Origin of the sequence: Caproicibacter fermentans (assembly GCF_009746625.1) — a bacterium.
GTDB classification, from domain to species: Bacteria; Bacillota; Clostridia; order Oscillospirales; family Acutalibacteraceae; genus Caproicibacter; species Caproicibacter fermentans.
In genome coordinates this window covers 21,807-41,585 of the sequence record NZ_VWXL01000085.1, presented here as the reverse complement: position 1 = coordinate 41,585, position 19,779 = coordinate 21,807, and the positions used below count along the sequence as shown (strand labels likewise).

General features: G+C 54.1%; 16 protein-coding genes. 4 read left to right on the top strand and 12 right to left on the bottom strand.

Annotation, left to right across the window (positions count from 1 at the left end; genetic code table 11):
• Nucleotides 1-116 precede the first annotated feature (116 nt).
• From CAFE_RS15310 to CAFE_RS20695, 7 genes are all read right to left on the bottom strand, one after another.
• Nucleotides 117-824, bottom strand: coding sequence for a molybdopterin-binding protein (locus CAFE_RS15310; RefSeq protein ID WP_156991097.1), 708 nt, complete (start codon nucleotides 822-824; stop codon nucleotides 117-119).
• Nucleotides 821-1,876 (bottom strand): histidine phosphatase family protein, encoded by a 1,056-nt coding sequence (locus CAFE_RS15305; protein WP_066643931.1) that lies wholly within the window; start codon nucleotides 1,874-1,876, stop codon nucleotides 821-823. Before CAFE_RS15305 ends, CAFE_RS15310 begins: the two co-directional genes overlap by 4 nt.
• A gap of 101 nt (nucleotides 1,877-1,977) precedes the next feature.
• Nucleotides 1,978-3,096, bottom strand: coding sequence for an NTP transferase domain-containing protein (locus CAFE_RS15300; RefSeq protein ID WP_139104024.1), 1,119 nt, complete (start codon nucleotides 3,094-3,096; stop codon nucleotides 1,978-1,980).
• Nucleotides 3,097-3,238: 142 nt separating this feature from the next.
• The gene (locus CAFE_RS15295) at nucleotides 3,239-5,605 is read right to left on the bottom strand and encodes an FAD-dependent oxidoreductase (protein ID WP_156991096.1); all 2,367 of its coding nucleotides are present in this window, start codon (nucleotides 5,603-5,605) and stop codon (nucleotides 3,239-3,241) included.
• An 11-nt stretch (nucleotides 5,606-5,616) separates the two neighbouring features.
• Nucleotides 5,617-7,926 (bottom strand): xanthine dehydrogenase family protein molybdopterin-binding subunit, encoded by a 2,310-nt coding sequence (locus tag CAFE_RS15290; protein ID WP_066643933.1) that lies wholly within the window; start codon nucleotides 7,924-7,926, stop codon nucleotides 5,617-5,619.
• A 1-nt stretch (nucleotide 7,927) separates the two neighbouring features.
• Nucleotides 7,928-8,122 carry a (2Fe-2S)-binding protein gene (locus CAFE_RS20700; RefSeq protein ID WP_413814442.1) on the bottom strand — a complete coding sequence of 65 codons (195 nt, stop codon included), beginning with the start codon at nucleotides 8,120-8,122 and terminating at the stop codon, nucleotides 7,928-7,930.
• Between the two features lie 32 nt (nucleotides 8,123-8,154).
• Nucleotides 8,155-8,436, bottom strand: a complete 282-nt coding sequence (locus tag CAFE_RS20695) for a (2Fe-2S)-binding protein (RefSeq protein ID WP_413814441.1) — start codon at nucleotides 8,434-8,436, stop codon at nucleotides 8,155-8,157.
• A gap of 315 nt (nucleotides 8,437-8,751) precedes the next feature.
• Between CAFE_RS20695 and CAFE_RS15280 the strand changes: the two genes are divergently transcribed.
• On the top strand, nucleotides 8,752-9,417 hold the full coding sequence (locus CAFE_RS15280; RefSeq protein ID WP_066643935.1) for a TetR family transcriptional regulator: 666 nt from the start codon (nucleotides 8,752-8,754) through the stop codon (nucleotides 9,415-9,417).
• 37 nt (nucleotides 9,418-9,454) lie between these two features.
• Here the strand turns inward: CAFE_RS15280 and yicI are convergent, their stop codons facing one another.
• Genes yicI through CAFE_RS15265 form a run of 3 tightly spaced genes read right to left on the bottom strand, consistent with a single transcriptional unit; the run spans nucleotide 9,455 to nucleotide 14,330 of the window.
• The gene (yicI, locus tag CAFE_RS15275; RefSeq protein ID WP_156991095.1) at nucleotides 9,455-11,794 is read right to left on the bottom strand and encodes an alpha-xylosidase; all 2,340 of its coding nucleotides are present in this window, start codon (nucleotides 11,792-11,794) and stop codon (nucleotides 9,455-9,457) included.
• Nucleotides 11,791-12,603: a response regulator transcription factor gene (locus tag CAFE_RS15270; RefSeq protein ID WP_066643937.1), complete on the bottom strand. Its 813-nt coding sequence runs from the start codon at nucleotides 12,601-12,603 to the stop codon at nucleotides 11,791-11,793. Before CAFE_RS15270 ends, yicI begins: the two co-directional genes overlap by 4 nt.
• Complete coding sequence (locus tag CAFE_RS15265; RefSeq protein ID WP_166525158.1) at nucleotides 12,588-14,330, bottom strand: sensor histidine kinase; 1,743 nt, start codon at nucleotides 14,328-14,330, stop codon at nucleotides 12,588-12,590. The genes CAFE_RS15270 and CAFE_RS15265 overlap by 16 nt, the downstream gene beginning before the upstream one ends.
• 220 nt (nucleotides 14,331-14,550) lie before the next feature.
• Here CAFE_RS15265 and CAFE_RS15260 point away from each other — a divergent pair, with 220 nt between their 5' ends.
• The 3 genes from CAFE_RS15260 to CAFE_RS15250 all read left to right on the top strand — a co-directional run bounded on the left by CAFE_RS15260 (nucleotide 14,551) and on the right by CAFE_RS15250 (nucleotide 17,639).
• Nucleotides 14,551-15,837, top strand: a complete 1,287-nt coding sequence (locus CAFE_RS15260) for an ABC transporter substrate-binding protein (protein ID WP_166525157.1) — start codon at nucleotides 14,551-14,553, stop codon at nucleotides 15,835-15,837.
• Nucleotides 15,838-15,918: 81 nt separating this feature from the next.
• Nucleotides 15,919-16,812, top strand: a complete 894-nt coding sequence (locus CAFE_RS15255) for a carbohydrate ABC transporter permease (protein WP_156991093.1) — start codon at nucleotides 15,919-15,921, stop codon at nucleotides 16,810-16,812.
• Nucleotides 16,809-17,639, top strand: coding sequence for a carbohydrate ABC transporter permease (locus tag CAFE_RS15250; protein WP_156991092.1), 831 nt, complete (start codon nucleotides 16,809-16,811; stop codon nucleotides 17,637-17,639). Before CAFE_RS15255 ends, CAFE_RS15250 begins: the two co-directional genes overlap by 4 nt.
• A gap of 104 nt (nucleotides 17,640-17,743) precedes the next feature.
• On the opposite strand, the gene CAFE_RS15245 is transcribed toward CAFE_RS15250, so the two are convergent.
• Nucleotides 17,744-19,126 (bottom strand): sensor histidine kinase, encoded by a 1,383-nt coding sequence (locus CAFE_RS15245; RefSeq protein WP_066643942.1) that lies wholly within the window; start codon nucleotides 19,124-19,126, stop codon nucleotides 17,744-17,746.
• Entirely contained in the window at nucleotides 19,117-19,776 is a 660-nt protein-coding gene (locus CAFE_RS15240) for a response regulator transcription factor (RefSeq protein ID WP_066643943.1), read from the bottom strand. Before CAFE_RS15240 ends, CAFE_RS15245 begins: the two co-directional genes overlap by 10 nt.
• Between the last annotated feature and the right edge of the window lie 3 nt (nucleotides 19,777-19,779).

Genomic DNA, 19,779 nt, shown 5'->3' with positions numbered 1-19,779 from the left:
CAGCTATATTCAATATCCGTAAAAGTTTGTTGCTTTTTCATTTCTCTGCACCGCCTGTGTCTTGATAGTTCTATTTTACCAGAGTTCTCCTCTCTTCGGTAGAGGGGCGGATTAAATCAGAGGTTCCTTAGCTCGCAGCCCCGGTCCAGCATGTCTCGGATCGCCGAGGTGATCTTCTCATGGCTGTCGTCCAGCACCTCGTGGGCAATCATCGTACAGCCGTATTCCCCCATTTTTTTCTGAATCACCGGCGTGAAGGTATCTTCGATTCTTCCGTAGTACACTTCGCCGCCCGTGGTCACGAGGCCGTATTTTTTCGCTCTGATCGGCGCCAGCTTCAACAAAGGTTCGTTTCCGGCAGTTTCCCTTGCGCGCGCCATCTTGTCCTTTTCGATGACGAGAGGGATGACGCGCGTGCCGCAAAGAACATCTCCTTTTTTCACGGGAAACCCCGAAAGTCTTGTGGCAATCATCATTTCTCCCAAAGTGTTGATCTCGCGCAGCCTGTCTAAATCCACCAGCAGCAGCCCGTCCCGGTCGGCGATCAACTCGATTTTGCCTTCCTTGGGCGCCGTAGCGTGCATTCCCGGCCCCTGACAGACGGCGCGCAGGATGTCCGCCGCGTCGTTTTCATGCAGCATGGTTTCGTCGTTTTCCCAGATATACACATGGTCCTTGCCAACGCTCAGCAGCACCGGTATATCCTCCGGCCTGATGACATGCCCCTTGCGAAAGACGGCGTCCTTTACGACGCCCCGGACGATCCGGGTAATATCGTGGCACAGCACCTGCCCCACGGCTTCTTCTGTTTTCATTAATTTCATGGTGTTGACTCCTGCAATTCTTTCAAGATTTTTATCGCTTCCCCGAGCCGCCTTTCCCATGCTTCCAGGGCCTGCGGGCCGGCGCATTTTGCCCTGCTTCTCTCAAAGCGTTCTTCCAGCGTTACTCCGGTCACGCCAAGCGTCAGCTTATCCGCCAGATAAAGAAGCTTTGCTTCCGGCGGCGGCGCGTCACCCAGATCGTGGTGACGCGCCACGATTTCCGCTACCCGCGGCCATCCGGCACGATCGAGCAGCTCCGCCCCCTTAAGGGCGTGCCCGTGCCCGGACGGACGGGCAATGTCGTGCAGCAGGCAGGCCGCGCGGAGAAGCCCGCGGTCCGCCCGCCGCATCGCGCCGGACAGCTCCAGCGCTTTTTCCGCCACGGCGCGGCTATGGGCTCTCACCGGACCGGGCGTGCCCGCCCGGTCAAGCAGCGACCGGATTTCCGGGTCTTCCGGATAGCACGCGGGCTGAAGACCCACGCTCTCCACCCGTAAGCCTCCGTCTCCGCAGGTCAGTACGGTGACTCCTCCCCACGGTTGCCGTACGGAAAGCACCGCGTCGGATGGGAGTCCCATTACCGCACAAAGCCAGCCCCTGCCCGCTCCTCCGTGCCCGATCAGGACAACATTCCCCCGGGTTTCCGCCAGGAGCCTGCGCACACAGCCGTCCATCCTCCTTCCCGCCCCTGTGAAGCTCTCGCCACCGGGCGGCGCAACCGTCCCCATATGCTTTCCGCGGGCGGCGTACTCCGCAGGATACAGGCTCCTGATTTCCCCAAAGGAAAGCCCCTCCCAAAGGCCCGGGTCCAGCTCCCGCAGCTCCGGCTCCTCCCGGACGGGAATCCGACCGGCGGCCAGCAGCCGCGCCGTCTGCACGCAGCGCGGCAGGGGACTTGTATATACGGTGGAAACCGCTTTGTCCTCAAACCACCGCCCAAGACGCCGGGCCTGAAGGCACCCCACCGGGTCCAGCGCGGCGCCAGAGTTTCCGGAGCAGATGTGAAAACCGTTTTCCGGCTGACCATGGCGAACAAAATAAACCGTTCTCAAAGAGGGTCCCTCCGATTTGTATTTTTATGGAACTCGCCCGTCTGAATAACGGGGTTTTCCGTATAAGGCAAAACCCCGTTGTCTGAGAGGCCCGGAGAATCCTAGTCTTCCGTCTTTTTAAAAATCCGCTGATAAATTTCTTTTACCGCCTGATTCGATTCCTGTACCATCCGGTCGTAGCGCCGGAGCAGCAGCTTTCCCTTGTCGGACAGCGACGTATGGCCGCCGCCCATGCCGCCTGGATGGCGGACGATTACGGAATAATCCAGCTGCTTTTCCATCTGGTTCAGAATCGTCCAGCCCTTGCTGTAGGACAGGTTCATCTGCCGGCAGGCTGTCCGAACGGATTCGGTCCGGTCAATCAGACGCAGCAGAAGCGCCGCGTCCGGCGTCAGAAAAACCTCTTCGCGGGCTAATTCGACTTTAACCTGAGGATGGAGCAGCTGCGCATTGTGCCAGGAAAGCAGATTCTGAAAATCCTCGGGCGTATCGGCGTCGAACAGAACGCCCTCGTCCTCCACCGGAATGCGCCTGAGCTGCGCACAACTGTGATCCAGTGCGCCGCGCAGGCCGTTTTCACCGTCGTACTGCAAAATTTCCGGCAAAATTCCGCTGGAAATCAGCAGCGGATGGCCCTCCTTGTCACCGCAGAGCGGAATGGCCACGTCCGCGCCGCTTTTCACCAGCGCTTCGGCCGTCCGGACGGTAAACAGCGGAATATCCACCGGCGTAAAAAGTACCTGGCCGCATTCTGTCAGCAGATACCGGAACCCGATTTTTGCGGAATCCAGCATCTGCGTGGAGGCGTACTCCGTGTTTCTCAGGCAGATAACACCCATCTTGGAAACATGTTTCTCGAGGACGTCCGCCCGATTTCCGGTGACAACAACGACCGGATCGGCCCCGGCCTGCTGCAGCGTAAAAATAATTCTCCGGATTGCTGATATGGAGCCGACCTTCAGCATGGGCTTAAAGGCGCCCATCCGGCTGGACATGCCCGCCGCAACAATGACCGCTCCGGTTTTCATGAAATTCCTCCCTTCCCGTACCATGCGGTTCGCCTGATCCTTTCCGGCGGCCTCCGTTCCCGTAATTTTATAAGCGAACCGGACAAAAACGGAGAGACGATCAACGTTACAAGGACGTCCGGCGAAAACAGGACCGGACAGATTGAGAGCCGCGCCGGCAAAAACACAGGGGGAAAGCCGGCAAAACGTCATTCCCGCAGAAATACTCGCGTTATACACAGCCGTGATTGCCACGGCGTTCGGCAGCGGCTGCAGGAACGAACCCGGCTTCGCTTTGCAGAAAACGCACGGCCCGGCACTCCGCTTGAATTAGAAGCCGTCGGGCCGGACGGCTTTATTTTATGCGCAGGATGGAAGCTTTTAGAACCGCCTCCAGCTCATTGACCTTATACTGGTTCTTTTCAAAGGGAACCGCATTCCGGGTGGCAAGCTTTGCAGCCGCCTCGGCGGTTTCCTTCCCGACGGGCTTTCCGATCAGGTACCCCTCCGCTTCCTTGGCTTCCAGCGGAACGGGAGCAACGCCTCCCAACACGATCCGGGCACCCGTAAACCGGCCGTTTTCCGCGCGGTACAGGCTTGCGACGCTGACGATCGCGAAATCCACCGACTTGCGCAGACGGAATTTGTCATAATGCATGACTGCGCCTTGCACAACGGGGACTTCAAACGCTTCAATCACCTCGCTGGGCAAAAGCTGGTCGGAAACCCTCAGTGCGGCGGTACAGAAATCCTTTGCTTTTACCCTGCGACGGGTCGTGACAACGGTTGCGTCCAGCGCCATCAGGGCGGTGGCTATGTCGGAAGGATTCACCGCGTAACAACCGCAGTTCATACAGCGCTTTGCCTCTTTTTCCGCCGTGCCATCCTCGTAGCTGTATTCATCCTCATCGGCAAGAGTGCGCTGGGAAACCGGAAGCTCGCGCTGCCGATTGGCCTGATGTGCCTGAGTCCCTTCGCGGTCAAAGCGCAGGAAACCATCGTCCTGATCCCCCCTGCACTCATGGACGGGAAAGCCCAGATAACTGCTGATGTTTTTGGCCGCGTTCCCGCCGGCACGGATGGCACGGATGGCGATATCGGGGCCGGTGGCAGCGTCGCCGCCGGCGTAAACGCCGGGCTTTCTGGTCTCGTTATGCTCGCCCACCTCGATCAGCCCGCGGGCGGATTTGACCTCGTCTTTAAATTTGTCCCCCAGAAAATCCAGATCCACTTTCTGACCGGTGGCCAGAATGACGCAATCGGATTTCAAGGTAAAGAGATCGGAATCGTCGTAGGTGGGATGAAAACGGCCGTTTTCATCGCGGACGGACAGGCACCGGTTGGTTTCCATCCCCACCACCCTGTCGTTCTCATAAATAACTTTGGACAGGCCGCGTCCGTTGATGATCTCCACACCCTCCTCGAGGGCGCGGGCGATCTCCTCTTCGGTAGCGGGCATTTCCTCGCGCTGCTCCAGACATACCAGCGTGACCTTTTCGGCGCCCAGCCGGACAGCGGTGAGCGCGACGTCCATGGCCACGTTTCCGCCGCCGCATACCAGCACGTTTTTATCAATCTGTTTGCGCATAAACTGCTTGACTTCCACGAGGAAGTTCAGTCCGAACTGGGTCAGGCTTTCGCCGTCCAACCCGAGCAAGGGCTGCTTCCACGCGCCTGTGTCCAGAAAAACGGAGTCGTTGGACGCTTCGATCTCCTCAATTTTGATATCCCTGCCGACTTCGGTGCCACAGCGAAACTCAACGCCCATATCCGCGATTGCCTTGACGACCGCGCGCACATAATGCTTCGGCAGCCGGTATTCCGGGATGCCGTACATCAGAACGCCGCCGGCCTCCTCCATTTTGTCGTAAACAGTTACCCTGTGCCCCTGGCCGCGCAGATAATACGCCGCGGTCAGTCCGGCGGGACCGCCGCCGACAATGGCGACGGACTTCCCGGTTTCAGAATCCGGGGCCCGGTAATATTTATGCATATTTTTCAGGATATAGTCTCCCAGGGAACGTTCCACACAGTGGATATTGACACTCTCGCCGTGCTTGCGCTGGTTGCAGTTCTTCTGACAGGGATGGGGACAGACGCGGGAGGTCAGCATGGGCAGCGGATTGACCCGCAGGACGATTCTTGCGGCCGCGTCCCAGTTTCCTTCGCGGATTTTCTGCAGATACGCCGGAATATCGGTTCCGGCGGGGCAGCCTACCGAGCAGGGGTTGGCGTGGGCTCTCATGCCGCCGAAGACGGAATGATACCTGCTGTCGCCCTGACAGGCATAGCACTGGTCGCCGCCCTTGCGGGCGCAGATCAGGCGGCCGCCCGTTTCATGCGGATACCGGTAGAACCAACAGCGCACGTCCTGGCAGACGTTGCCTCCGATCGTTCCCTTGTTCCGGATCAGCGGGGTGGCGACGGATTTCGCGGCCTCCGCCAGCAGAGGCGCAAACTGCTTTGTTTCGCTGCTTTCCGCTACCTGGGTCAGCGTGGCGAGAGCGCCGATCTTCAGCACGCCGTCCTCCACGGAAACGGTGTCGGAACCGGGAATCCGCTTGATGTCGATCAGGGCGTCCGGATATTCCGGCAGAATGCGGTCCTTCAGGCTGCCGATCAAATCGGTCCCGCCCGCAATCAGAACATTTTTTCCTTTTTCAGCGAGCATTTCGCCGGCCTGCTCGAAGCTTTCCGCGCGTTTATATTCAAAATTTTTCATGGAATCCCTCCTTATAGTTTGCCGAGCGCCTTCAGAATCACGTCCGGCGTCGCGGGATAGGTAGAAACCTGAACGCCGATCGCATTTGAAATCGCCTGCATGGCCGCGCTGGCCGCCGCCGCGCCGGCAATTTCGCCCACACCGACCGCTTTGAACTGGTAGGTGTCGAACTGAGAACTCATCAGCACCGTCTGAAATCTTGGAAACTCGTTGAAGGGTCTCCATTTGTAGTCGATCATGTTATAGGTCAGCGGGCGTCCGGTCGCCGGGTCGATAATATGCTCTTCAAAGGTTGCCGTATCCAGACTTGCGGAGCCGATGCCTCCGTGGCACTGCATTTCCAGCGTGGCGGGGTCCAGCACCTGACCGGCGTCGGAGCCTCCGCACATATCGATCACATCTACCTTGCCGGTTTCCTTATTGACCTCCACTTCCAGAAAGACCATAAAGAAGTTGGGGGTGGAAAAGTTCTCTACGTGCTTGCCGTACCCGGTGAAGGAAGTAAACTGTTCCGTCAGCTTTTTGATGGGAACCTTCTTTCCGGGGCGGGCGTGGGTCACCACGCAGAAATCCTCGATTTCCATCTTATCGATGGTGACCTCCAGATACGGCTCCGCCTTTTCAAAGATCATGCGCTTGACCTCGTCGCAGGCGTTGGCCAGCGCGTGGCCGTAGGTTATGGTGCCGCGGCTGCCGCAAAGGCCCATTCCGGTGGGGTTAAGGGTGCTGTCGGCCGGAACGATATCTATGTTCTCGTACGGAATATTTAAAGAATCCGCAACGATTTTCAGCATGTTGCTTCTCTGGCCCATGCCGGATTCGGTAATGTCGGCATGCACAATCACGCGGACATTGTCGGAAATCAGATCCGGCATCACGCGCACGTAGACCTCGTTGTTGTCCTCCCCGACGTCGGCATTGCCGATGATTCCGCATCCGACGCCCCGCACGACGTTGCCGTCTTCGCTCGTCCAGGTGGGCACGCCCCATCCCTTCCAGCGGTCCTTCCAGCCGAATTTTTCCGCGATGGTATCGATCGCTTTGACATAGTTGATGGAATGGGCTTTCCATTGGCGTCCGTCGCGCCATGTATACACGTCGCCGTCGCTGACATAGTTCTTCTTATAGCATTCCACCGGGTCGAAATTCCCTTCCCGCATGGTGCGGCCGATCAACAGCGACAGGCAGGAATTCAATTCCTGTCCGCCGTAACCCCGCACGATTCCGGCGGGCTGCTTGTTGGTAACAACGATGTTGGTGTCCAGATCCCAATTCGGGCATTTGGCCATGACCAGCTGGGATTCGCCGATCCCCACGCCCACCTGGCCCTGTGTCGCGTTGCAGAACGCGCCGGTATCCACCGCCCATTCCGCCTTTACGGCGCGGACGACACCGTTCTGGTCCATGCCGATCTTCGCGTGGACCTGACTGCCCAGACGGGTTTCGTGATTGGTCATCTGCTCGACTTTTGTCTCTGCGTATTTGACAGGGCGGTGGGAAGCCATCGCCAGCAGCGCGCCGAAAATCACAGGGATGCCGATGCTCTGCTTATTGCCGTAGCTGCCCCCGACGTTAAACGTCTTCGTTTTCAGGTTGCAGCCGGGAATGACCGAAGAATTGATAATGCGCAGAATAAAGGTGCTCTGGGAAGTGCCGTATACGGTAAAGTCCATGTTCCCTTCGTAGACGACGATAGCGGCCGGAGGCTCCGGCGCCATGGGAGCGCACATTTTGTTGAACGCAACCGTATCCTCGGCAACATAGGCGCACTCTTCAAAGCCCTTTTCCAGATCACCCTTGACCAGATGCCAGAAGGGACCGTCCTTCTGAAAAGGAGGGTACCCCGGGGGAACGATGTTATGGGGCATGGATTCGTACAGCTGGGGAGCTCCGTCCTCAAGGGCGGAAAACCCGTCGTAAACCGCGGGAAGCACATCGTACTCCACTTCGATCAGATCCATCGCCTCGTTGCAGAGATCCACCGTGTCGGCTGCCACCAAAGCGACGGCGTCGCCGATATAGCGCAGATGCCGGTCAAGCACGGGCTTCTGGGGCGGCCAGCCGAACATCCATTTCTGGTCCACGTCTTTGTAGGTAAGCACGGCCCTCACGCCCGGGATCTGTTTTGCCTTTTCCACGTTGATGGATTTGATAAGAGCGTGGGAATGCGGGGATTTCAGTGATTTGCCGTAAATCATATTGGGCAAGGAAAAATCGTCCAGAAAGACGGCCTTGCCGGAAAGAATGTCCTTCGCGTCCTTGCGGGGGGTATTTTTCCCTATGTATTTGTAATTTTCTTTTTTAACAGGCTGTATGTTCATGTTACTTGCCAACCTTTCCCACAACTTCGCCGATCGCCTCAAAAACATGGTACTGGCTGATACAGCGGCAGAAATTCCCGCTCAACGCTTCCTTGATCTCGTCGCTGTCAGGGTGGGGATTTTTGTCCAGCAGCGCTTTTGTGGCCATGATGATGCCGGGCGTGCAGTAGCCGCACTGAAAGGCGTATTTGTCCAGAAAGGCCTGCTGAATAGGATCCAGCGCGCCGGTTACGGGGTCCTGCAGTCCTTCAATCGTGGTATGTGCTTGCCGTCACAGTCGATCGTCAATGTGATGCAGGACGTAATCGCGTCGCCGTCGACAATCACTGTGCAGCAGCCGCAGGCACCCTCTCCGCATGCCTGTTTGGAGCCCGTCAGCCCCAGCCGGTTGCGCAGCGTTTCGGAAAGCGTTTCACTGGGGGGGAGCTGGCCGAACATCGTGCCGACAGAAAACCGGTATTCTGTTCCGTTGACATAAAGGGTAATCGATTCTACCTTCATGTATTTCATTCCCTTCTACTGAATTAATCAAACGATTGATTAATTACAACAAAAAACCTCCGCTGCTGAAAACGGCATTTCAATCGTTCATTTCTTAACAATAATAAGACAATCCTTGCTGCTTTGTCAATAAATCATAAACAGTATTCTTTATATTGTAAAATTTTCGTATATTAGCACAAAAAATAAGAGCTGTGCTGATGCAACTCTACGGATTACTATTTTTTTGCAAGTCGGTTTTCTTCTTTTATTGCTTTCTTCAGAAAACACCGTTATAATAGAAATAATCATATGATTAAGAGAACGGAGACGAAGGAGAAACCCATGCAGGATTTGAATAACCCTTCCACCACCAGGCAAAACCTCATCAACGCCGGGGTCAAGCTCTTTGCCATACACGGCTATGAGGCAACATCCACCCGTATGATCGCGAAAGAAGCAAATGTCAATATTGCCACCATTGCCTTTCACTTTCAAAATAAAGAAGGTTTTTACAGAGCCGTGCTGAAATATGTGGCCCATGAGCTGGACAGGCCCTTGCTTCCTCTGGTCGACCATGTCAGACGGCTGCGCAGCGCAAATTCCATCACTCCTGCGGTTGCCTGGGTGCTGATCGAAGAATACGTGGACTCTATGCTGAAAACCGTGCTTGTAATTCAGGATTTTGAGCACGCCCACTATCTGAACCTGCTATACCACGAGCAGCTGTATCACCCCGGCAACGAGTACCCGATCACGCAGGTGGTCTGCAAGAAAATGGAGAGCATCCTCACGGAGCTTCTGCAGGATTACCGTAAGGACACTGACCGCGAAACGGCCACCACCATCAGCCGTATCGTTTCCAGTTCCATCGTTGCGTTCGGGGAGCACCCCATGTTCATCCGCCGGGCGCTGGGGCTGGCGGACGACGCTCCGCTTCCCGATCATATCATCGAAACCGCTAAGGAATATCTTCTGAACGGCATCCGCAGCTTCCGCGCTCAAGCCTAGGCCGCGTTTGTCCTCGGACACAACTCTTTTTTTGATCTTAATCCGCCGCGGAGGAGCTGCGCTTTTCCAAGGTAAATGTCAAGTGACTGCAGGACGGGTCCACCGTGAGAAGCGTTCCCAGATTTGTTGTCTCCTCGGTAGCGCCGGACAGGTCACTGACTTTCGGCACGTTGCGCAGCAGCACACGCAGGTTTGTCGTCTTTCCTTTCCAGCGAAGAGTCACCTGATTCCCGATTCTTTCCGCCTCCGCGCGAAGCAGGGGGCTCCCGTCTTGGTTTACTATTTCCGTGCATACCGGCTCTGTGCCCGAGAGTTCAAAAAGATGCAGCGTGAGGCCGTCGGAGTAGTCATAGTCCGGCTTTTGGTCGTTTTTCCCCAATGCCAGAATCGTGTTCGGCCTGACGAACAGCGGCAGGCTGAAGTAATCGTATCGTCCTTTCAGCCAGGTACCCCCGTCAACCACTTCGTTTGACAACAAATGTGTCCACTTTCCCTTCGGAAGGTAATACTCGGCCGTGCCGTCCTCCCGGAAAACCGGAGCGACCAGAAGAGAATCGCCCAGCATGTACTGTTGGTCAAGCACTTCACAAGTCCGGTCATCCGGAAATTCGAGCACCATGGCGCGCATGCAGGGCAAACCGGTTTCGTGAGTGGCGCAGGCCATGGAATAGAGGTATGGCATCAAGCGGCATTTCAGCTCGGTGAAAAAGCGCAGGACGTCGACGGCTTCTGAATCGAACAGCCACGGCACGCGATAGCTGCCGCTGCCGTGCAGGCGACTGTGGGTGGAAAGCAGTCCGAAGGCTGTCCAGCGTTTGTAAAGATCGGGCGTAGCCGTGCTTTCAAAGCCGCTGATGTCGTGGCTCCAGAAACCGAAGCCGGAAAGGCAAAGCGAAAGCCCGCCCCGCAAACTCTCCGCCATCGAACTGTACTTTGCCGCACAATCGCCGCCCCAATGCACCGGATATTGCTGGCCTCCTGCTGTGGCGCTGCGCGCAAACAGGACAGCGTTGTTCTCGCCGAAGTTTTTCCTCAGCAGGCCGAATACCGTGCGGTTATACAGTTGTGTGTAATAGTTGTGCATCATCGCGGGATCGGAACCGTCGAAATACAGCACATCCGTCGGAATCCGTTCGCCGAAATCCGTCTTGAAGCTGTCCACACCAAGGTCAATGAGCTTCTGCAGCTTGCCGCAATACCAATCGCAGGCGGCGGGGTTGGTGAAATCCACAATCGCCATGCCGGCCTGCCAGAGGTCCCACTGCCAAACATCGCCGTTCGGGCGTTTCAGAAAATATCCATTTCGCATGCCCTCTTCGAACAAAGCCGACTTTTGAGCGATGTACGGGTTGATCCAGACACAGATGTTCAGGCCCTTCCGCTTGAGGCGTGCCAGCATTCCTCTTACATCGGAAAACACCTCCGGATCCCATTCAAAATTGCACCACTCATATTCTTTCATCCAAAAACAGTCAAAATGGAACACGCGCAGCGGGATATTCCGCTCCGCCATTCCGTCAACAAAGCTGTTGACGGTCTTCTCGTCGTACTGCGTGGTGAACGAAGTCGTCAGCCACAGGCCGAACGACCAAGCGGGCGGCAGCGCAGGGCGGCCCGTCAGGGCGGTATAATTTTGCAGCGCACCTTTCATGTTCTCTCCGCCGACGACCATGTATTCCAACCGCTGTCCGGGTACGCTGAACTGCACGCACGAAACCGTTTCCGAAGCGATTTCATAGGAAACGCGGTCTGTGCTGTTAACAAACACGCCGTAGCCGCGGTTCGATAGGTAGAACGGAACGTTTTTATAAGCCAGATCGGAGGAAGTTCCGCCGTCCGCGTTCCAGAGGTCGACGGTCTGCCCGTTTTTCACAAACGGGGTAAAACGCTCGCCAAGGCCGTAAAGCTTTTCGCCGATGTCCAGTCCGAGCTGTTCCAGCATGAACTCTCCCCATGGGGCGGTAACATAGGCGAGAGGCCGATCCGCCGTTGCAGTCAAAAGCCTGCCGTCGAAAAAATAGCGGACGCGGAAGCGGGAGCGGGAGAGCACCGCGGTCAGCTTTCCGCTCGTGATGCGGATTTCGTCTTCGGTTTGTTCCGTTTCGAGTTCGCAATGTTCGTCCTGCACGCCAAAGCGGGGCTCCTTTCGTGCCGTCCCGGCAAAATGCACGGCCTCCACGCGCAAAACATCCGGTTTCGGCGAGGAAAATCGAATGGTGAGCAGCGGGCGGTTCAGCGTCTGTCCGCGGTCCGTCACCTCAAGGTCTGCGGCGTAGACGGTAACTCTGCCTTTTTCAACCTGCACGTCGCGCACCTGAACGGCGCGGCAAAATTGCACGCCGGGTTTATTGAGCCAGTATCCATCGGTGAATTTCAAGGGAATCTGCATCCTTTCTTTGCTGCGTTTCCGTGATCGTGTTCAATTGGCCGCTTTCCTTTGTCCCCGGAGCTTTTGCTCCGAAATTCGGAGGGCGAAATCCCGCAGAATGTGCGGAACGCCTTGCTGAAATAATTGCTGTCATTATAACCCAGCCGCTCCGCGATGGATTGAATCCGCAGATCTTTCTCCTTCAGCAGTTCCTGCGCGCGGGTCATCCGGTACCGCAGGACGTATTCGTAAATGCCCGTGTTGTACTTTTCCCGGAAAAGCCTCGAGATATATTCTTTGGAGTAGTGAAAATAATCCGCGAGTTCCGACAGGTGAATGTCCCTCGCGTAATTGCGGTCGAGGTAGTCCTTGACGGCGCACGCCAGCCGCTCCGCGACGACCGCGGAGGGGGGCTCATGGCTTTCGCGTACCACATGGGCCACTTCGTCCAGAAGGTCGCGCGCTTTTCGGAGTGCCGTGTTCAGTTCTTCTTCCACAACGGGCTTTAACAGGTAATCAATGACGTGGTACTGGATGGCAATGCGGGCATAGGTGAATTCATCGTATCCGCTGACCACAATGAATTTTGCGTGCGGAAATTCCAGGGCTGCTGTCTTAAGAAATTCGCTTCCGTTCATCAGCGGCATTTTCATATCCAGAAACACAATATCGGGCCGAAGTTCCCGCATGGCGGAAAGTCCCGCCTGGCCGTCAAAAGCAGATTCCGGTTCGGCAATATCCAGCTGGAACCAGTGCCCAAGAGCTTGAATCACGCGGTGAACCGGTCCTTCATCGTCAATGATCAGCGATCGGTACATATATCCTCCTCATCTTCATTCAGCGGGATCACAAGCTCCACTTTTGTTCCTCCCGCAGGTTCGCTGGCAATGGAAAGTGAAGCGCGCTCCCGGTATAAAATCTTTAGTCTTGCCGCCAGATTCGGCAAGCCGATACCGCTGCTTCCGCCCGCTCCTTCCGATTGCGTCATGCCGCGTACTTCGGCAAGGCGTTCGCGGGACATTCCTCTGCCGTTGTCCGATACCACGATCTTGAGCCCGCCCCCGGAAACCCGGATGCTCACCTGAATGGAAATCCTGTCGCTGCTGTTCTCCACTCCGTGCTTAATGGAGTTTTCCACCAGGCACAGGATGGAGATTTTGGGAATCAGCAGAGGCTGGGAACAGTCATCCATGTGGATCTCATATGCGAGGCGGTCCTCAAACCGGGCGTTCTGCAAAAACAGATATTCCCGCACATGCCGGATTTCGGTTTCGACTGAAATCCGGTCTTTTTCCCGCACAGAGTACCGAAGCAGGGAAGCAAGCGCTTCAACCATGCGTTGGATCGTTTTTTGCCCGGAAAGAACCGCCTCCGTTGAAATCGCCTGCAGCGTGTTGTATAGGAAATGCGGGTCTACCTGCGCCTCCAATGCTTTCATCTGCGCGATTTTCTCGTTCAGCTCGGCGACGTAGTTCTTCTGGATCAGCTCGTCAATCTGGCCCGTCATCCAATTAAACTGGCGGGAAAGATTGATGACCTCCGCGCTGCCTCCGACATATACCTTTGTTTTAAAATCCCCCCGGCCCACGTTTCTCATTTGCTTTGCCAATGTCCGGAGCGGACGCATCTGGATACGAATTAGCATGGAAATCAGGCAGGCGGAAACAAGAAAGGCAGTCAGCGCAAGGAACAGGCTGAGATTCCGGTTTCGGGCCACCGGCTCCCGCAGGGTGTCCTGCGGGAGCAGACTGATGAGCTTCCAGTTCCCGTCCGGCGTACTGCTGGAAGCGGTCAGGTAATCTTCTTTGCCCAACGAAACACTCCTGCTCTGTGAAGAGAGAACCTGTTTTATCTGCGGGATATCCTGAGCGTCCAGAACCGCGTCGTCGCTTGTATAGGTAAGCCGGCCTTGCCGGTCCAATATGCTGAGAACACTTTTCATACCGCTGCTGTCGGCGGAAAGACTTTTACAATAAGAATTGTTCACCGTGATTTCCACAAAGGCGAGAGGGCGTCGGTTCATGATGTTGATGAATACCCGGCAGATCGTCAAAAAGCTTCCGCTTTTTCCGTATTCCGGTTGGAAGGCAAGATGGCTGTTTGCGGAATTTGCCTCCTTGAAGAGCTCCGCGTCTTCAATGGACTTGAATGATGCGCTGCGCACATTGAAATCCGATCGGGTAATGCTGTAACAGGTTTGGTTTTTCAGCAGGTAGATCCGGTAGGAAACGATATCTCCGCGGGTCAAAAATGTATCCCGCAAAGCAGAACTGACTGTAGAGGAAGAGGTGTAGTCAATCGGTTTTTCGGAGCTGATGATATGGAGCAGCTGGTCGTTGTATCGAAGTTGCATGGAGTAGTTTTCTAACTGCGCCATGTATTTGGAGAAATCGTCTTTTTTCAGATCCAGTATCTCCTGGGTGGAGGATAATTGCTGCCGGTTGACAGTTTCAATTGTGCGGCCGTATGTAAAACCGGTCATAGCCGTCAAAATCAAAAACACAATCAGCGTAATGGCCAGAATCAACTGCCTGGATACCGGCATTTGATTTATTTGCTGTTTTATCCGGAACCAAAATCTCGGCATTCTGATTCTCCTAAAGTATTTTTATTCATTATAACATAAATTTGCCGGCAGGTTAAGATTTTTTTTGTATCTCTTTTTCCCATTAATCGTTCTTGATTTTCACTTTTCATTTTGGCAGAAACGGATTATCCTAAAAGCAGGAGTCCTGAGTTCTCAAAGATTAAGGAGGCATATGAAATTGAAAAGGTTGATTGCTCTATCTGTTTGCGCGGCCTTACTCATCGGCGCTTTGGCCGGGTGCTCCGGCGGCGGAACATCGGCCTCATCCGGGACGAACAGCACAGCGGGCAGCTCGCAGAGCTCCCAGCCGGTTACGCTGAATTTCATGCTGAACAGTCCGGAACTGACCGACCAGTATAAGGCCATGGTCACAGAGTACAAAAAGGTTGCACCGAGCATAACGATCAACATGACGATCATTCAGAATGACTACCAGACGGTGCTGAAATCCAAATTGAATTCCGGCGATATTCCCGATCTGTTTATGTCAAGCGCTTATAACGACAACAAAGTTTACCGGGATTACACCTACGATCTTACAAACGAAAGCTTTATGAAAGACATAGACCCGCAGTTCCTGCAAAGCGTAAAGCTGGACGGGAAGGTGACCGGCTATCCGTTCCTGGTGCAGTCGCATTCGTTTATCTACAATAAGAAGCTGTTCCAGCAGGCGGGCATCACCGCGCTTCCTGCCACACTGGATGAATATAAGTCCGCTTGCGAAAAGCTGCAGGCAAAGGGCATTCAGCCGCTCAGCTCCGGTTTTGCCGAATGGTGGGTGCTGCCCCAGATGACCTATCCTTCCATGAGTGATGCGTACAAAGGCGACTATAGCTCGCTTTTTACCGATGTCAAGAGCGGAAAGCTTAAATTCGGAGATCTCCCTCAGGTCGATTTTGCTCTCGATCTGATTGACCTTGTAAAGAAATACAGCGGCTCCAAGCCGATGGAATCCACTGCCGATATGCAGGTTTCCGATTTTGCGAACGGCAAGGTCGCCATGATCCACCAGGGGTCGTGGGAAGAGGATTCCATCCGCAAAATTAACAGCAATATCGACATGGGCTATCTGGACGCTCCCCGCCTGGATGGAAAGTCCGTCGTAGCCGTTGACACCAACCTGACCATGCGCGTCTCGAAGGACTCCAAGAATCTGAAAGACGTTCTTTCTTTCTTAGACTGGCTGACTACTTCGGATTACGGCAAAAAGTGGATTCCGCAGGTCATCAAACAGATTTCCCCGCAGAAGGGCGCCGCAAGTCCCGACACGCAACTGGCCAAAGAAACCGCCCAGGCGGAAGCAGATTCCTCCACCTGCCAGTGGTGGATCTTCAATGGACCGGACGGTATTGAACAGCCGTTTGGAACCGCATTCCAGAACTATGCCGCGGGAACAGCGACCCGCCAGCAGACGAAGGACGCCTTGACAAAAGTATTCGTCGACGCCTTCAATGCTGAAGGCTAAAGCGCAATCATTTCTCAGCGATCATGTGAGGGGACGATTCCGCCCCCTCATTTTTGACCGGATGCCGGGAGGTCGGAATTTATGAATCAGGCGCGGAAAAAAAAATTATCTCATACGATAGAATTCCTTGGCTTTACCATGCCCGCCGCCTTTGCAATTCTGCTGTTTGTCGGAATCCCCTTTCTCATGTGTATCTTTTATTCGTTCCGAAAATGGAACGGTATTCAGCGTGCTTCCACATTTATCGGGTTTCAGAATTATGTGCGGGCCTTTACGGACGATCCCACTTTCGGACAGTCTATTCGTTATACGCTGATCTATGCGCTTTTTACCGTTATTTTCATCAACATAATCGCTCTGGTGCTTTCCGTTGTGCTGGAGCAGTCGGACGCTTTCGGAAAAGGATTTTTCAGGGCGGCGTTTTATATTCCAAATATTATCAGCCTGATTATCATCGGGTTTACCTGGAAATTCATTTTCAGCCGCGCCTTTGAAGCGATGCAGGAATCGACCGGCGCGGCGATGTTCGGCTGGAGCTGGCTCGGGCAGCCGAAACTGGCCGTATTCAGCACAGTGCTTGTCACCGTATGGCAGGCGCTGGGATTTTACATGCTGATTTACATCGCGGGACTGCAGTCCGTACCGGAAGATGTTATAGAGGCCGCGACGATCGACGGCGCGGGGAGAGTCCGCCGATTCTTCTCGGTGATTTTTCCGTTGATAATTCCTTCCGTTACGGTCTGCACTTTTTACTCCATTGCAAATTCGCTTAAGATGTTTGAGTTGATATTCACACTTACCGGAGGAGGCCCGGGAACGGCGACAACTTCGGTTGCACTCGACATTTACAACACCGCCTTTAACAGCAACCAGTATGGCTACGGCAGTTCGAAGTCTGTCATTCTGTTCGCTATGGTGGCAGTCATTACCATCCTGCAGGTTACCGTCTTTAAAAAGAAGGAGATAGAGGCATGAAAAAGACAAAAACTGCTTCCGCCGCCACTTTTCTTCTCCTTCTGGTCGTTCTGGCATGCTACCTTTCTCCGCTGCTGATCATGGTTTTCGGCTCATTCAAATCCTACAGCGAGATCATGTCGCAGGTGCTGGATGTGCCGCAGCGTTTTTCCCTGGATAACTTCCGGAATGTTTTCACAAGCATGAATTACCCAAAGTCCCTCTGGAATACCCTTCTGGTAACGACGATCGGCGTCGCGGGAATCGTTGTCATCAGTTCCCTGGCGGGCTATAAGCTTTCCCGGGTAAAAACACGCTACAGCTACATCCTCTTCCTTTTCTGCATCATGCCGATGATGATTCCCTTTCAATCCTTCATGATCACGTTGGTAAAACTCGCAAAGCAGCTTGGCCTGCTGGGAAACCTGTATGGGCTTGGCGTTATATACTGGGGGCTTGGCGCTCCGCTGTCGATTTTCCTTTACCACGGCTTTGTGAAAGGGATTCCCCACGAGCTGGAGGAGTGCGCCATGCTTGACGGCTGCTCGTCGCTGCGTATGTTCATCAGCGTCATCTTCCCGATGCTCAGGCCCGTCACTGCAAGCGTAGTCGTTGTCAATGCCATGTGGATTTGGAATGACTTCCTGCTTCCCCTTCTGACAATCAGCAACAACGATTCCATCAAGACCCTGCAGCTTGCCGCTTACGGGTTTATGGGTCAGTATAAAATGGAATGGCAGAACATTATGGCGGGGGCCATTATGATTATTATCCCGGCCCTGATCGTATACTTGATTTTTCAGAAAAACATCGTCAAAGGTATGGTTGCCGGCGCAGTCAAAGGCTAAAATCGTTCAGCGCACCGAAGCGCACGGCAACCGCTTTTGGTCGCCGATACGGTTTCGGCTTTTTTCGCCGGGCGTAACCAGAAAAGCTGAGTATTTGTTTCAGTTTATATTTCGATTGCCACCATCCCGCCGCCTGTGGCGGGGGAATTTGCTATCGTCAGGGTTCCTCCATGCAGCTTTACAATGGAAGCTGCAATAAACAGTCCCATTCCGTAATGCAGCTTCGAGTTTCGGCTGAAATCACCCTGATAAAATTGACTTGTTGCACTTTTTAAATCTTCGGGAGAAAACCCTTTGCCGCTGTCCGTTACGGTAAATCTGATTTTATGGTTCTCCGCCGACACGGAAAACCAAATTGTACCATGCTCCGGAGAATAATCAACCGCGTTTGACACGATGTTTATAACGGCTCGTTGCAGGAAGGATACGTCAACACAGATCGTATCCGGCAGATTTTTTTCATCAAATTGAGTTTTTATTTGCTTCACCGAGGCCAGCGCACCAATCTGCGCGTAAAGCTCATCTAAAAAGGCTCTGATCGGAGTGTCTTTTCGCCGAAGGGAAAAACCGGCTTCCGCTTTGGAGATGTCGATCAGCATCTGCACATACCGCTCCATTTGATCCGCGTTTTTCATGATATAGCGGGTATACTCTTTCTGTTCCGCCGTTTGGTTTGTGTCGTCCAGCATTTCCGCATTCCCGCGGACAACGGTAAGCGGGGTTTTCAAATCATGCGCCAAGGCGGAGATCTGTGTTCTTTTCGTCTGTTCCATTTTCCACTGTTTTTCCAGTGAGAGTCCCAATTCTGTCTTCATACTGTCAAGGGATTGCAGGGCGGCGTCGATTTCCTCAATGCCGCTTGATTCGATTTCAAACGCAAGATCTTTTTTCCGTATTTTTTCCGTGGCATTTTGCAGAGGGATGAGCTTACGGCTGATTTTCCTCCCGTAAAGCCTGGAGAGAAATACAATCTCAAATAAGGACGCTGCAAGAATCATCCAAAGCAGCAGAATCTCAGGTACGGTCAGGTGTTCGCGCAACAGCCGCGATGAAAATTGAGACATGGAGGAATACCCAATGATGCAATATCCGTTTCGCCGTTGAATCGGGAAATAGCAATTTGCGTTCAGCCCGGTGGACAGAAGGCTTCCCGAGATGGTTCTGCCGCTCCGGACAACATCCCATGCCTCGGCGGCTTCGGATGCTGTCATGTTTCCTGACAAAAACTCACCATTTGTACCTACAACAGCATATTTGCAGGTCTTGGGAATCAACTCCGCGCTCACGGTTTCGGCAGACGCAATCGCGGCCTTTTGCCGTTCAATGGATGCTTCCACATCGCCGACAGAGAGTACAAAGCCGGTTTTCAGCGATAGAAAAAGCAGCCCTATGCCGATCAGGACAATCAAGACAAAACCGGCGAAAATGGTGAGCAAATACCGGATGAAGAAGGTTCTCAGCCTGATGTTTCTGTTTCTCAGTCCCATTTATATCCGATCCCCCAAGCCGTTGAAATCGGAGCTAACCGATAGACGGCAAGCTTTGCCCTGATGTTTTTGATATGCACGGCTACCGTAAAGCTGCCGCCCTCCGCGTCGTATCCGCAAACCGCGTCATAAATCTGTTCTTTGGAAAACACCTGGCCGTGGTTTTTCGCAAGGAATTCACAGATCCCGTATTCGCTTTTGGTGAGCGGAATTTTTTGACCCTTTGCGGTCACTTCCTTTGCCGCGAGGTTAAATTCTAACCCGGAAAGTTGCAGGACGTTTCGTTTTACACGCTTTTCCCTGCGCAGATGCGCGTTGACCCTTGCCCTCAGTTCTCCGATGCCGAACGGTTTTTTGATGTAATCGTCCGCGCCCAGGCCGAACCCATACATCACGTCGGATTCCATTGTCTTGGCGGTGAGAAACAGGATGGGGCAATCCACCAGACTCCGCACCTTCCGGCAAAAGGCAAATCCGTCCGTCCCAGGCATCATGACATCCAGCAGGATCAAATTATAATAATTCAGTGTTTTTAAATTGATTTTGTCGGGCGATCCGGCTGTTGTTACCAGGTGACCATCTTTTTCCAGCGCCCTCTTGATCAGGGCCAGAATGTCCGGCTCATCGTCTACGGCAAGAATTTTTGCCATAGC

Excerpts from the sequence above, each read along its gene's own strand:
- CAFE_RS15310 (WP_156991097.1), bottom strand. The coding sequence starts at position 824 with ATGAAATTAATGAAAACAGAAGAAGCCGTGGGGCAGGTGCTGTGCCAC.
- CAFE_RS15300 (WP_139104024.1), bottom strand. The coding sequence starts at position 3,096 with ATGACGTTTTGCCGGCTTTCCCCCTGTGTTTTTGCCGGCGCGGCTCTC.
- CAFE_RS15295 (WP_156991096.1), bottom strand. The coding sequence starts at position 5,605 with ATGAAAAATTTTGAATATAAACGCGCGGAAAGCTTCGAGCAGGCCGGC.
- CAFE_RS15290 (WP_066643933.1), bottom strand. The coding sequence starts at position 7,926 with ATGAACATACAGCCTGTTAAAAAAGAAAATTACAAATACATAGGGAAA.
- CAFE_RS20695 (WP_413814441.1), bottom strand. The coding sequence starts at position 8,436 with ATGAAATACATGAAGGTAGAATCGATTACCCTTTATGTCAACGGAACA.
- CAFE_RS15280 (WP_066643935.1), top strand. The coding sequence starts at position 8,752 with ATGCAGGATTTGAATAACCCTTCCACCACCAGGCAAAACCTCATCAAC.
- CAFE_RS15270 (WP_066643937.1), bottom strand. The coding sequence starts at position 12,603 with ATGTACCGATCGCTGATCATTGACGATGAAGGACCGGTTCACCGCGTG.
- CAFE_RS15265 (WP_166525158.1), bottom strand. The coding sequence starts at position 14,330 with ATGCCGGTATCCAGGCAGTTGATTCTGGCCATTACGCTGATTGTGTTT.
- CAFE_RS15255 (WP_156991093.1), top strand. The coding sequence starts at position 15,919 with ATGAATCAGGCGCGGAAAAAAAAATTATCTCATACGATAGAATTCCTT.
- CAFE_RS15250 (WP_156991092.1), top strand. The coding sequence starts at position 16,809 with ATGAAAAAGACAAAAACTGCTTCCGCCGCCACTTTTCTTCTCCTTCTG.
- CAFE_RS15245 (WP_066643942.1), bottom strand. The coding sequence starts at position 19,126 with ATGGGACTGAGAAACAGAAACATCAGGCTGAGAACCTTCTTCATCCGG.
- CAFE_RS15240 (WP_066643943.1), bottom strand. The coding sequence starts at position 19,776 with ATGGCAAAAATTCTTGCCGTAGACGATGAGCCGGACATTCTGGCCCTG.